10 protein-coding genes are annotated in these 14,618 nt (G+C 46.4%); 2 read left to right on the top strand and 8 right to left on the bottom strand.

Annotated elements, in window-relative coordinates; translation table 11 throughout:
* Nucleotides 1-751: 751 nt before the first annotated feature.
* Together pyc and BBC0122_RS02015 are read right to left on the bottom strand one after the other, a co-directional pair.
* Complete coding sequence (gene pyc / locus BBC0122_RS02020; protein ID WP_077990797.1) at nt 752-4,210, bottom strand: pyruvate carboxylase; 3,459 nt, start codon at nt 4,208-4,210, stop codon at nt 752-754.
* A 114-nt stretch (nt 4,211-4,324) separates the two neighbouring features.
* Nucleotides 4,325-5,206 carry a LysR family transcriptional regulator gene (locus tag BBC0122_RS02015; RefSeq protein WP_077990795.1) on the bottom strand — a complete coding sequence of 294 codons (882 nt, stop codon included), beginning with the start codon at nt 5,204-5,206 and terminating at the stop codon, nt 4,325-4,327.
* A 94-nt stretch (nt 5,207-5,300) separates the two neighbouring features.
* Here BBC0122_RS02015 and BBC0122_RS02010 point away from each other — a divergent pair, with 94 nt between their 5' ends.
* Complete coding sequence (locus tag BBC0122_RS02010; RefSeq protein ID WP_077990794.1) at nt 5,301-6,797, top strand: CoA-acylating methylmalonate-semialdehyde dehydrogenase; 1,497 nt, start codon at nt 5,301-5,303, stop codon at nt 6,795-6,797.
* Between the two features lie 98 nt (nt 6,798-6,895).
* Here BBC0122_RS02010 and BBC0122_RS02005 read toward each other — a convergent pair whose 3' ends face one another.
* The 6 genes from BBC0122_RS02005 to BBC0122_RS01980 form a co-directional block, all read right to left on the bottom strand.
* Entirely contained in the window at nt 6,896-8,209 is a 1,314-nt protein-coding gene (locus BBC0122_RS02005; RefSeq protein ID WP_210188146.1) for a c-type cytochrome, read from the bottom strand.
* An 8-nt stretch (nt 8,210-8,217) separates the two neighbouring features.
* On the bottom strand, nt 8,218-9,993 hold the full coding sequence (locus tag BBC0122_RS02000) for a GMC family oxidoreductase (RefSeq protein ID WP_077990790.1): 1,776 nt from the start codon (nt 9,991-9,993) through the stop codon (nt 8,218-8,220).
* Between the two features lie 2 nt (nt 9,994-9,995).
* Nucleotides 9,996-10,733, bottom strand: a complete 738-nt coding sequence (locus tag BBC0122_RS01995; protein ID WP_077990788.1) for a gluconate 2-dehydrogenase subunit 3 family protein — start codon at nt 10,731-10,733, stop codon at nt 9,996-9,998.
* Between the two features lie 88 nt (nt 10,734-10,821).
* Entirely contained in the window at nt 10,822-11,718 is an 897-nt protein-coding gene (gene iolE, locus BBC0122_RS01990; RefSeq protein ID WP_077990787.1) for a myo-inosose-2 dehydratase, read from the bottom strand.
* 39 nt (nt 11,719-11,757) lie between these two features.
* A complete protein-coding gene (locus BBC0122_RS01985; protein ID WP_077990785.1) occupies nt 11,758-12,642 on the bottom strand; it encodes a GRP family sugar transporter in 885 nt (294 codons plus the stop codon).
* A 235-nt stretch (nt 12,643-12,877) separates the two neighbouring features.
* Nucleotides 12,878-13,558 (bottom strand): FadR/GntR family transcriptional regulator, encoded by a 681-nt coding sequence (locus BBC0122_RS01980; RefSeq protein ID WP_077990783.1) that lies wholly within the window; start codon nt 13,556-13,558, stop codon nt 12,878-12,880.
* 225 nt (nt 13,559-13,783) lie between these two features.
* Here BBC0122_RS01980 and BBC0122_RS01975 point away from each other — a divergent pair, with 225 nt between their 5' ends.
* Nucleotides 13,784-14,614, top strand: coding sequence for an amidohydrolase family protein (locus BBC0122_RS01975; protein ID WP_077990782.1), 831 nt, complete (start codon nt 13,784-13,786; stop codon nt 14,612-14,614).
* The last annotated feature ends 4 nt before the right edge of the window (nt 14,615-14,618 follow it).

Below are 14,618 nucleotides of genomic sequence, written 5' to 3'. Positions count from 1 at the left end.
ATAGAAGCACCGCTTTTGTATTATTTTCATCACGAAAGGTATCTTATCAGCCGACAAACTTACGAGGAAAAACGAACGGCGCTCTTCATGAGTGGTACATATGATGCTTGCATAAAATGTCCCCACTCTTCACTTTTAGAGACGAACGAGAGTTAATCCGACAACACCTCTAGTTCCGTACACATTATTCCTTCATATTTTCCGCGCAATTCATCTCTTAAACTGAAGAATAATTTTATGTAAAATAGGAAGAAGAGTTCTTTATATAAAATCTGCCGGAATTGTGCCGTAGATCGGTCAATGTCATACACCAACCGAACTTTACTGTGCTGTTTGTTCCAAACAAAATACAAAGTTAAAGATATTCCTGTATCTATATATAGTGCTGTAAAACCGGTTCTGATTGGACATGCATATAGTGTATCTACTTGCAACAGGCTCACTCCCCCTTACCGGTGTCTAAAGCTTTTCCTCTGCTTGGACATTTCTCCCGAATGCAAGGGTATAATGCGTTGACATTATGCGGAACATAGATATGCGAGCACAAAGCTCGAATTAAAAATTTTACAAATGTAATCTCAATCGCGAGGAAAACGGTTCGTCGCTTGACTGTCTTTATCATTGATAAAGAATGGAACCGAGCCGGAAAGCCGAGACGACTTTATCCGACTTGTAACCGGTTCCGGCGCAAGCAAACGAGAATAATACTGCCGCGCCGGAACGGGATTGTTAAGAAAATAACAGTTAATATTTATTCCAAAACGACAAGCAGATCTTTGGCATCAATCTGGTCGCCCTGTTTGACCAGAACTTCTTTTACCGTAGCATTTTTATCGGCATGAAGGACTGTTTCCATCTTCATGGCCTCGATTGACACCAAAACATCGCCTGTCTTTACTTTATCGCCGACATGAACCGCAACGGAAGAGATCATACCCGGCATCGGAGAACCGATCTGGAAAGCGTTTCCGGCTTCCGCTTTCAGACGAATATTGTTGGACGAACCATGAGCACGATAATGCACATGGATGCGGCGTGGTTGGCCGTTCAACTCGAAGAATAACGTAACCATACCTTTTTCATCCGGTTCGCTACGCCCCAGATAATGGATGATTAACGATTTGCCGTTTTCGATTTCGACCAGTATTTCATTTTCCAAAGGCAGGCCATAAAAATAAACCGGCGTCGGAAGCGAGCTTACCGGACCATAGAGATTTTTGGCCACCACATAATCCGTGAAGACTTTTGGATACATCAAAAAAGACGCAAATTCCGCATCGTCAATATCACGTCCTGCTTTTTCGGTTGCGATCTTTCTTTCTTGTTCAAGATTTGCGGCTTTAAGCAAAGAACCGGGCCGAACTGTAAAAGGTTTTATGTCTTTGAGTATCTTTTTCTGTAAAGCAACCGGCCACCCGCCTTCCGGTTGTCCCAGATCACCTTTCATCATCGAGACAACCGAATCCGGAAACGCGATGTCTTTATCCGGATTTTCGACATCTGCAACCGACAGATTTTGGCTCACCATCATCAAGGCCATATCGCCAACAACCTTGGAAGAAGGGGTCACTTTGACAATATCGCCGAACATCCGGTTAACATCGGCATAGGCCTGCGCCACTTCATGCCAACGGCTTTCCAATCCCAATGAACGTGCCTGCTCTTTGAGATTGGTAAATTGCCCGCCCGGCATTTCGTGCAAATATACTTCAGAGGCAGGGCCTTTCAAATCACTTTCAAAAGCCGCATATTGTTGACGTACCGCTTCCCAATAGAACGAAATGCGGCGTATCCACTTGCTATCCAATCCGGTATCACGGTCGGTTCCTTTCAATGCTTCGACGATTGATCCGAGACAGGGTTGAGACGTATTTCCGGAAAACGCATCCATCGCAGCATCAACAATATCGACACCGCTTTCCACAGCAGCCAGTACAGATGCCGCTGCAATGCCGGATGTGTCATGGGTATGAAAGTGGATCGGCAGATCGGTAGATTCACGCAATGCTTTAAACAAAACACGTGCTGCACGCGGCTTCATCAAACCTGCCATATCTTTAATGGCTATGATGTGGGCGCCAGCATTTTCCACTTCACGTGCAAGTTTCAAATAATATTTCAAATCATATTTCGGACGGGCACTATCCAGAATATCGCCTGTATAACAAATGGCGGCCTCGCAAAGTTTTCCTTCCTCAAGCACGCTGTCCATCGACACGCGCATGTTTTCCACCCAATTGAGACTGTCAAAAACGCGAAAAATATCAATGCCGTTTTTGGCAGCCTGACGGATGAAATATTTGACGACATTATCAGGATAGCTCTTATAACCAACGCCATTGGCACCCCGTAACAACATCTGTGTCAAAATGTTGGGAATGGATTCACGTATTTTTTGCAAACGTTCCCACGGGTCTTCGGTCAAAAAGCGCATTGCAACATCGAAAGTGGCGCCACCCCAGCATTCGACCGAGAAGAGATCGGGCAGAGCTTTTGCATATGTTCCGGCAATCGTGACAATATCATGGGTACGCATACGCGTTGCCAGTAATGATTGATGCCCGTCCCGCATTGTTGTATCGGTAACAAGTACACGATCCTGTTTGCGTATCCATTCGGCAAATTTCTGCGCTCCCAACTCGTCTAGCCGGTTCTTGGTGCCGCTCCTGATATTCTGGTTATCGGTGACGGGTACGACAGGACGAGCCAAATGTTCGGACGGCTTTGAACGCCCTTTTACTTCAGGATGACCATTCACCGTGACATCGGCAATATAGGTCAGCAGCTTTGTTGCTCTATCCTGACGTTTTACAAAATTGAACAATTCCGGCGTGGTATCAATAAATCGGGTAGTATAGTCGTTGGCAGCAAATTTCGGGTGGCTGATGATTGCTTCCAAAAAAGTCAGATTGGTAGCAACACCCCGAATCCGGAATTCGCGAAGTGCTCTATGCATACGGGCAATAACTTCATCCGTTGTCGGAGCCCATGCTGTAACCTTTTCAAGCAACGGGTCATAAAAGCGGGTAATCACCGCCCCTGAATAGGCAGTGCCACCATCAAGACGGATTCCGAAACCTGTTGCACCACGATAGGCGGTAATCCGACCATAATCGGGAATAAAATTCTGTTCCGGATCTTCGGTGGTAATGCGACACTGGAGCGCATGGCCACGTATGCGAATGTCTTCCTGCTTCGGAATACCCGATTGTGGTGTACCGATAGCAGCGCCTTCCGCAATACGGATTTGCGCTTTGACCACGTCAATACCGGTTATTTCTTCCGTGACCGTATGTTCAACCTGAATACGGGGATTAACTTCGATAAAGTAGAATTTGCCGCTATCGACATCCATCAAGAATTCGACAGTGCCGGCACCGATATATTTTGTCGCGTTTGCAATCTTCAAACCATAGGAAGCAAGTTCGCTGCGTTCATCGTCATTCAAATAGGGCGCGGGCGCGCGTTCCACTACTTTCTGGTTACGGCGTTGGATAGAACAATCCCGCTCGAACAAGTGCACTGCATTGCCGTGAGTATCTCCAAGAATTTGCACCTCGACATGACGGGCATGTTCAACCAATTTTTCAAGGTAAACTTCATCCTTGCCGAAAGCCGCCTTGGCCTCGCGTTTTGCTTCCAACACTTCTTTCGCCAAATCGTCGGCTTTGCGAATGGTACGCATGCCGCGACCGCCCCCGCCCCAGGAAGCTTTCAGCATTAACGGATAGCCTATTTTCTCGGCGAGACTCTTTATCTCGTCGAGATCATCCGGTAGCGGATCGGTAGCAGGAACAACCGGAACTCCGATTTCGACAGCAAGATTGCGTGCCGCAACCTTGTTGCCCAGACGGCGCATCGTTTCACTCGTCGGGCCGATAAAAATAATTCCGTTTGCAGCACATGCATCGGCAAATTCGGGACTTTCCGACAAAAGCCCGTAACCCGGATGGATTGCATCGGCTCCCGACAATTTGGCGACACGGATGATTTCGTCAATTGATAGATAGCTTTCGATCGGTCCCATTTCGTGGTCGAGATGGGCTCCCCTGCCAATCAGATAACTTTCATCCGCTTTGAAGCGATGCAGTGCAAGCTTGTCCTGTTCGGCAAAAACAGCAACCGTCTTGATATTCAGCTCGTTGGCTGCGCGAAAAACGCGAATTGCAATCTCTGAACGATTGGCAACCAGAAGTTTACGAATGCCCATCTGTATATGTTCCCTTTTATTATTATTATTTTATATTGAACCGGTAAATAGATCACATTCAATATTGTTTTTTGCACATCGACTGTGGAAGAAACTACCAAGATGAAATTGTTATTACTCGAAAAGAGAACGGTTTTTTTGCACAATGACCGCAATCATTGATGCAACCTCGCTCACCCGACGAATATTGCGTGCAGACTCGTGGTAGGATAGCCAATAGGCACGCTCGATCTTGTGGTCTGGCAATACGGGTATCAAATCATTATAATTTTGCGCTATATAGGAGTGTAACACCGCAATACCGGCGCCACTTCTGGCTGCTTCCAATTGCCCCAATGTGCTCGAAATCTGGAAATTGGATGTAAAATCACGACTGATTTCATCATTATAGGCAAGTGCCTGGGAAGCCACCAAATCTTCAACATAGCTTATGAGATGGTGCGCCTTAAGTTCTTCAATGCGTTCAGGAAGGCCATATTCCTTGATATAATTACGATGGGCATAGAGACCCAGCCGATAATCGACAAGTTTGCGGGCAATAAGCCGCCCGTGTCTTGGTCTTTCAACTGTTATGGCGATGTCGGCCTCGCGCTGCGATAAAGAAAAGGATCGTGGCATAGGCACCAATTGCAAGACAAGATCGGGATAACGCAATAAAATATCATTTAAACGGGGAGCAAGAAAAGAAACCCCGAAACCATCAGGCGCTGCAATACGTACATGACCGGCAAGATTGATATTTTTGCCGCCAAGCTGTTCTTGCGCAAGTAACAATTCGGCTTCTATCTTTTCGGCACGCACCAGCAATTCTTCGCCGGAAGCCGTCAGGTCACAACCGGTGGTACGTCTTACTACCAATTGCGTTTTGAGTTCATCTTCCAACGCCGTGAGCCTGCGGGCAACTGTTGTATGATTAACAGACAAAAGTTTTGCCGCAGAAAGAAGTTGCCCTTTCCGTGCGACCGCCAAAAATATTTTTAGATCATCCCAGTTCATAATACATAATTTTGCACAACAGATAAGAATTATCCACCATTGTTTTTGTATAATAACACGTAACAATGGAGTCATAACTTCATTGGAGGAAGTAATGCAAGAATATGGTCATTTTATAAACGGTAAATCTGTCAAAGGTAAAAGCGGGCGCCAGTCCGACGTTTTTCTGCCTATGGATGGTTCGGTTCAAGCCAAAGTCGATTTGGCAACGAAAGCTGAAATCGACGAAGTGGTGAAGATTGCAGCAGCGGCACAACCTGCCTGGGCGGCTGTCAACCCGCAACGCCGATCGCGTGTGTTGCGCAAATTTTTAACACTTGTCGAGGAGGAAATGAAACCGCTTTCGGAACTTCTCGCCAAAGAGCATGGCAAAACAGTTTCCGATGCTGCCGGAGATATACAGCGCGGTCTGGAAGTTGTGGAATTAAGCCTTGGTGTGCCCCATTTGACAAAGGGAGAATTTACTGAAGGTGCCGGCCCCGGCATTGACACTTATTCGATCCGCCAACCTTTGGGCGTCGTCGCCGGTATTACCCCTTTCAATTTTCCGGCTATGATTCCGCTTTGGATGGCCGGACCTGCAATTGCTTGCGGCAACGCTTTCATTCTCAAACCGTCCGAACGCGATCCGGGTGTGCCGCTCAGATTGGCAGAATTGTTTATCGAAGCCGGTGGCCCTGCCGGAATATTTAACGTTGTTAACGGCGACAAAGACGCAGTTAACGCAATTCTGGATAATCCCGATATTAAAGCTGTAAGTTTTGTAGGCTCGACGCCTATAGCCCGATATATTTACGAACGGGCGGCCGCAAATGGCAAGCGGGTACAAGCTCTGGGCGGCGCCAAAAATCACATGTTGATTATGCCGGATGCCGATCTCGATCAGGTTGTAGATGCATTGATCGGAGCCGGTTATGGTTCTGCCGGTGAACGTTGCATGGCGATCTCGGTCGCAGTTCCCATCGGAGAAGATACAGCCAACCGGTTAATGGAAAAGCTTATTCCCCGTGTCAAAGCCTTGAAGGTTGGCAATTCGCTCGATCCTTCAGCCGATTATGGTCCGGTTGTAACAAGAGAAGCCCAACAGCGTATCCTCAATTATGTCGATATCGGTGTCAAAGAAGGTGCAAAACTGGTCGTCGACGGGCGCAACTTCAAACTTCCGGGCTATGAAAACGGCTTTTATGTCGGCCCCTGCCTGTTTGATAATGTCACCAATGAAATGCAGATATATAAAGAAGAAATCTTCGGGCCGGTTCTTGGCGTTATTCGTGCCAAGAATTATGAAGAAGCTCTCGCTTTGCCAACCACACATTTATTCGGCAATGGCGTGACTATTTTCACGCGTGACGGTGATGCAGCGCGGGATTTTGTCAGTCGCGTAGAAGTTGGCATGGTCGGCGTCAATGTGCCGATACCGACACCGGTTGCCTATTATACTTTCGGTGGCTGGAAAGCTTCCATTTTTGGTGATTTGAACCAACATGGACCGGATGCGTTCCGCTTCTTCACACGCACCAAGACGGTCACGTCGCGTTGGCCCTCAGGTATTCGCAGCGGCGCCGAATTCTCGATGCCGACTATGAAATAAAGCTGAACAATCCGGGGTATTATGAAGAATACCCCGGATTTTTTAAAGTTTTACCAATATCGAGAGCGACCTTGGCTCAAAGCCCGACGTGTCGAGTATCATTCCCCTAACGGTTTTCTTGCTTTCAACGTTTCACGCATTTTGGCAACTTCGTCAGGCGAAACCGCAGGTGCCGCATTGCCCCACTCATTACGGATATAGGTCAACACATCGGCAGCCTGCCGGTTTGTAAATTTCCATGCAAAACCCGGCATTGACGCACCCGTCGGATTAAACCGTGTGATCGCTCCTTGAGAACCGACCAGCAAAACACGTGTCAAGCTTTCACTACTTCCACCTTTAATCCCGTTATTGCCTTTGAAAGCCGGAATCATATCGGCGACACCTGTTCCATTGGATACATGACAGGCAGTGCAATTGTCGTTAAAGATGCGTTTGCCATTGACCATTTGCGGGTTATCGGCCGATAAAGCTTGCAGTTTCACTGCACCGTGATCCGGCAATGATTTGATATAAATCGCCATGGCTTTCAAATCGTCGTCGGTGAAATACTGGAAGGATGCCTTGACGGCCTCTGCCATCGGGCCGGATGCAACAGTTACATGGTTGCTGCCGGTTTTCAAATATTGAACCAATGAAGCTTCATCCCAATTGCCCAACCCTTCGTCTTTGGAACCGGTTAGTGATGGTGCATACCAGTTTTGCAACGTCGCTCCGGTGTAACGACGGGAATTGATTTCGGCACCAAAAGCATTACGTGGCGTATGGCACATGGAACAATGTGCAGCCCCCTGAACGAGATAACGACCGCGGTTCCATTCCGGTGATTGGTCTTTCACAACCTTTATATCCGAGGCATCAAAGAACAGCCGTTTCCAACCAAGCATCAGAAAACGGATATTGAAGGGAAATGATAACCGGTTTTCGACAACCTCATTATGAACAGGGGTTACAGTTTGCAGATAGTTCCACAAATCATGAATATCCTGATCGCTCATCTTGACATAGGATGTATAAGGCATTGCCGGATAAAGCGGGCCATTCGGCCCCTTGCCATTGCGCACAGCATCGGCAAATTGTGCTTCTGTCCAATTTCCTATACCGGTTTCTTTATCCGGCGTAATATTGCTGGCATAAAGCATACCGAAGGGCGTTTCTACCCCGAAACCGCCAGAAAGATCAGCCTTATGATCTTTGGTTTGGTGACAGGCAACACAATCGGCAGTCAAGGCAACATATTGCCCGCGTAAAATACTTGCCTTCAGCTCGCTATCATCTTTCCGGTCAGAGCCTTTACTAGCAAATTGCGAACTATCGTAATTGCGCGACGGCATTGTTACAATTCCGCCAACTGCCACGATAACACCCAGAACAACGAGGCCAAGGATAATTTTAAAAAATCTCTTCATCATCCCCCTCCTCAAACACGTACCAACGGACCGGGAGCCGGTATATATTTTTCTATAATTGCGCGTGCAGTCCACAGTGCCAGTGCACCGACTGTTGCGGTAGGATTATAGCCGGCATTATTGGGAAATGACGACGCTCCCGATACGAATACGTTATGCACATCCCAGCTTTGTTGATAGCGGTTCAAAACGCTCGTTCTGGGATCTTCACCCATCACTGCGCCACCAATTGTGTGATCGCTCGCTGTGTCATAGCCGGTGAAATTTGCTCGTGCAGAATTTGTACCGACAACATGTTCGGCTTTCATGGCATAACCGATTTCGACACTTTTTTGCTCAATAAATCGGGCAGAACGGCGATCATTTTCATTATAATTGAAGGTCATTCTCAACAATGGTTGTCCATGGCCGTCTTTATAAGTGGGGTCGAGATCAAGGTAGTAATCCTTGTGGGAATAGCTTGTACCCTGCCCGAAAACGACAGTCGCGTTCTGAAACGCATGTTTGTAGGCTTTTTTCCACTCTCTTCCCCAACGCGGAGTACCGGGCGGGAGAAAGTCTGTATTTCCGATGGGGCGGGAACCTCTGGTAACAACCAGAATGCCCGCGCCACCAATAAAATCGAGATTTGAATGATCGAAACAATCGCCATTGAAATCGTCAATCTGGGCAGACAAGGCACCCGAACCGGCGAACTGGTTGAGATATTCGTTCTTGAAGAAAATGCTTGCGCCGGAAACTGTCTGGAAACAATAAGCGCGACCGACCGTACCTTCTCCGGATACCGGATCGTAAGGCTTGCCAATTTTTGAAAGCAGCAACAGGCGCACATTATGCAACTGGAATGCGCTGAACACTACAATATCGGCAGGTTGTTCCCATTCTTCACCGGTATGTTTATCAATATAGCTCACACCGGTCGCAGTTTTGCCGTCGGGTGCAAGATTGGCTTTAAGAACGGTTGAATCTGCAATAACTGTAAAATTCTTGCGTTGCATCAAGGCCGGAATAACACAATTGTTCGGCGTTCCCTTTGACCAGTTTCCGCAACCATAATAGAGGCAATAACCACAATAGGTACATGGTGCCATATGGATGTTGAACGGATTGGTATAGGCAGCAGATGTCTGGGCTGCCGGTACCATGAACGGATGATAGCCCATATTTGCCGTTGCTTCGGTAAAAATATCCGTCAAACGTGTTGTTTTCAAAGGTGGCAACGGATATTCGTTTTGACGCGGTTCTTCAAACGGATTGCCGCCTTCAATAATTTTACCCTGAAGGTTACCGGCTTTGCCGGAAATACCGGCAATTTTTTCATAACGATCGTAAAACGGCTCCAGATCATCGTAGCTGACACCCCAATCCTGTACGATAAGGCCATCAACCAGTTTATCTTTACCGTAACGCTCGGCAATCGTTGTCATCGGCTTGAAATCATAGGCCGTAAAACGCCATGCCATTCCTGCCCAATGGGCGCCTGCACCACCGACATTATAGCCCATGTCGAAAGTGCTCCAGTCACGCACAGGCAAGGCTGTTTGTGTGCGATCATTACGCACCGTGATGGTTTCTATGGCCGGCGGTAAAATCAGGTCACGACGTGTATCCCAACGTAGTTCATCAGCATCGACAGCAGGCGGATGGTCGGTCGAGGTTTCCAACCATGGCCCCCGTTCGATTGCAACAACATCAAGACCAGCGCGGGTCAGTTCTTCGGCAATCAAAGACCCTGCCCAACCAAGACCGACGATGACAACATCGGCTTTAGGACGATGATTTGTCATAATCAGATTCCTTGTTTATGATTGCTACGCATAACGAGACTGATAGGCTCGATGCCGAGATTTTCGCCTTTGCGATCCATTGCAAAACGGAAATCGTACCGGGCACCCGGAAAGCCCAGCATCTTCCAGCTTGCCATTCCTTTGTTACCCCCATATATCGGATCCGAAAGATAACCTTCACGGACGTTTTGCAGCATGAGTTCAAAAAGAGCTTTGGGATGAACATTGTCGGGTAAAGGCAAAGTTCCTTCTTCCATAGCCTCCAATATGGCTATCTGACGTTCGTTCGATAGTTTATCAAAGCTCTTGCCATCCGTATTTTTGCAATATGTATCAAGTGCAGCCAAACCGATTTTATAGCGTTCAGCCGGAGAAAATGAATATTGCGGGCCTTGTTCAGGCGTGCCTTTCAAAAACGGGCCAACCAGATATTGTTTTGTTCCCTTGCCGAATGCACCGGCCAATTGATTGTCGATAAAGGTTACACAACCGGCTTCTTTCCCGCCAATACCCAATTCATCCGACGGAATAAAACAATCGGCAATTGCACCCATCACATCGGCTTCCGATTGTGTGAAAAAAACAAGTTTATGTTCATCAATAACAGGATAAAACGACATAGGCGTTGCATCGGCCTTCCAGGGCATTGTGCTGTTTATAATTGTCGCACAACCTTTCTGGACAAATGTTCCCGCCACCATAAATCCCGTTAACATTGTAATAAATTCACGGCGTCTCATCAGTCTAGGCTTTCAATATCAATGTATTTCTCGATTTCCGTATTTTTAAGTCAATAGAACTTGTCTCGTAATTTAGATCTATTCTAAACTACTCTATAATATAGCCCGAATTATTCAAGCATTTTTTCAGATAGTTATAACCCATGGTAGCATATTGCAGCGGAGGTGCTTTTTCAGGATCCTGTTCGGCTTCAACAACGAACCAGCCTTGATAATGTTGTGCGGCCAGTTCGTCACAAATTTTCTGGAAATCGATCATACCGTCACCGGGCACGGTAAAGACGCCTTCCAGAACGCAATCCAGAAAGGAGGAACGATCCCGATCAATTCCATTCATGATATTTTCACGAACATCCTTGCAATGGACATGGACGACACGTTTGCCGTATTTTTTCAGTATAGATAACGGATCAACGCCCGCCATAACGAGATGTCCGGTGTCAAACAACAAGCCAACGCTCTTTTTGGTTGCTGCAAGAAAGCGATCAATATCATGTTCCCTTTCAATCACCGCGCCAAGATGGTGGTGATAGGCAAGTTGAATATCTTCTGTGAGACACCAATCGGCAAAATCGTTCATCTTCTGCGCATAGCCGAGAATTTCATCGTCGTTCAATTGCGGACGCTTGTTTAACGGAACATGACGTTGACCTTGTATGCTGCGGGCAACTTCACCATAAACCATTGTCTTTACATCAAGATCACGTAGCAACTTCATTAAAGGCAAGGCTTGCTTTTTTTCCGCTTCCAAATTGTTATCAAGCAAAGTGCCGGAATACCAGCTTGCGGCCAATGCCAGATCATTGTTTGCCAATAATTGCCGAAGAACATTTGTTTCGCGCGGGAATTTGCCGCCCATTTCTGTTCCGCTGTAGCCAGCTTTGCGGCTTTCTTCCAAACATTGTTCAACCGGAGTATCTCCGCCCAATTCGGGAAGATCGTCATTTGTCCATGCGATAGGGCATGCTGCCAATCGAGCTTTCATTTTTCTAATCCTTCAACCATGATGACGAAAATTTAACGCTTACATTTTGGTCGCGCCGACCATCAAACCGCCAATGACAACACAGCCGACGCCGGACAAAACATAGATCAGCTCTTTACGTGTCTTTTTTTCCTTCAAAAACAGAAGTGCACCCAATGTTGCAACAACCACAGCCATTTGAGACAGCGTCCAACCGACAGCCAATCCATTCATCTGGATAGAAATCAAAAGTGTAAAATTGGCTATTGCGAAGAAAAGGCCGGAAAGTAAATTGGCAAATGTCTTTTTACCGAAAACACCGGTATCCTTGTCGCCAACAGATTTCCCCATGGTCAAAACACATAAGATTAATGTAGCGACAAACATCACAATTGATTGTGGAACGACCATCTGCCAGCCATCGACAGTAAAAAACTTTCCGATAGAGGCGTAGGCGATATATGTCAGTGACGATAGCAAGACAAATATCATGCCAAGCTTGGCATTGCCGTGGACTTCTTCTTTTTTCTCGGTGAATGTGGTAAGCCAAACGCCGACAATCAAAAGCAGAAGAGCCGGAACACCGCACATAAACTGCCAGGAAGCAATCCAATCTTTGAAGAAAAGGACGCCAAGCAGAGTATTACAGGCCAATGTCAGTCCTGTCACAATCGGATAAGCTTTCGATACGCCTATGAGCTCGAAAGCGCGAACCTGTAAAAATTGCGCGACTGTCCAGCAAATACCATTAATCAGGGCTGCTGCAATCAATGTTGGGGACCAAATGATCGGCTCCCCGAATATCCAGACGACAATTGCAAATATAAGTGTGGCAGTGACAACACCCATCAATTTATTTTGGGTAATACCACCGACTTTTTGCATAGAGAGGACTTGCAGCCCCCATCCCAGAGCAGGCACCAGGCCAATAAGCAGTGCTTCCATATTTTCCTCCCGATTTGTAAAGCACCAGAGACCTCTTTTTGCAGCTCCATTCTAAAACGGCACTTTTCATTTGGCCGGTCAGAAACATCTGAAAGTTATTTGCGTCAAAGGATCTCCACCCAGTGACGAATGATATGTTCAGTTTCCATAAATGTCAATATTGAACAATATTAATATATTTTCTTATATTTTTCAATATCTTAACTATTATTATTTACTAATTTTTACTAATTAATTATTTCCCTATCAATCGTTCTATGCCTGCCGACAAATGTTTCAATACAGCCGCTTCCGCCTCATCCGGCGCGTTGTCTTTGATAGCTGTAAATATACCGGCATGTTCTTTTGCCACTCTTTCAGCATGTCTCCAATCGAAAGCAACGGTGCGCATTTGGCGTCCCAGACGCATAGCGACCAGAATATGCGGCTTCAACATATTGAATGTAAAATCAAGATAATGGTTGTGTGCGGCTGCGACAATCAGACGATGAAATTCGATATCGCGATCCATCTGTTCTTCACCGTCAACACCGGACTTTGCATAAAGCTCCATGGCCGCGTGTATTTTTTCGACATCCTCGTCGCTGCGAACAAGTGCTGCTTGTCGGGCGGCTCCCCCCTCGATAATCATTCTGAATTGTAAACATTTAACGAGATCGGCAATCGTCGTCGGCGGGTCGATAAAGGCCGTTTCTTCTGTTGCTTTTTCACGCAGATACGTTCCCGACCCGCGACGGGATTCAAGTACGCCTTCGGCCTTCAATATATCGAGCGCCTTACGCAAAACAGGGCGTGAAACCTGTATCTGGCGCGACAAATATGTCTCCGGCGGCAATCTGTCACCAACCTTGATAGCAGGATCACGCAACAAAGTTCTTAATTTATCAAGAGCACCATCAATGAGCGGCGTCGTCATAAAACCATCTCCTAAATTAGTAATAATTTGTAATTTTTAATTTTTTACAACTATTTTTAATAAGTAAAATCATTATATTAAAAAACAGCCCTTTCTTTTTTAAAATTAATATTGACTAAAACTATAGATAGGCTTTTATATAGTTCAGGTGAAACTTTCAGTAAAACCATAATGGGGAGCGGGAATACAGATGTTCGATAATGGCATCAACTCCCAGTAAATTTGATGCTTGATAATAACAAATTCTTACCACCTCGTCTTTTTGATGCACATATGCACTTTTATAATACTGTCGCTAACACGGCGACAACGCCATTTAAAGTTCCCGTCGCCGACGTTAATTCCTATCAACAAAAAATGGCGGAACTGAATATTGAAAAAGTAGCTGTTGTGCAATCAATGCTCTATGGCACCGATAATTCGGTGATGCTTCACGGCGTTGAAGCGCTTGGATTGAAGCGCGCTTGCGCTATTGCGGTTACAAAAGCCGATGCGCCTAAAAAATTATGGCAGGATCTCGATAACAAAGGCGTTCGCGGTTTAAGAGCCTTTATGCTGTTTGACCCGTTATTGCAATGGAGTGAACTGGTAGAGTTATCAAAACGTCTGGCGGATATAGGCTGGCAGCTTCATTTGCAAATGGACGGAAGAAAACTGCCGCAATATCGGGACATCATTTCACAAATTGCCTGTCCGCTCGTCATCGATCACGTAGGCAAATTTATCCCCCCCGTTAAAGTTCATTCGGATGAATTCCAAACACTTCTGCGCCTTCTCGAAAACGAAAACAGATGGGTCAAGATTTCCGGCTTTTATGAAACGTCGAAAACCGGCGCTCCCGATTATGAAGATGTAACGGTTCTGGCGCGCACGCTCGTTTCCCATATACCGGATCGGGTGGTTTGGGCATCCAATTGGCCGCATCCCAATTTACAGCCGCCCCCCGACGATTTGGCCCTCATTGAATTGACAATGAGGCTTACCGACACACCGGAAGCGGCAGAAAAGTTATTTTATTCAAACGCAATGCGCCTCTACGGCTTTTCAAAACCTTAAGGAC

Origin of the sequence: Ditibartonella choladocola (assembly GCF_002007565.1) — a bacterium.
GTDB classification, from domain to species: domain Bacteria; phylum Pseudomonadota; class Alphaproteobacteria; order Rhizobiales; family Rhizobiaceae; genus Bartonella; species Bartonella choladocola.
The sequence above is the reverse complement of the archived record's forward strand: the minus strand, read 5'-3'. Positions and strand labels throughout refer to the sequence as shown.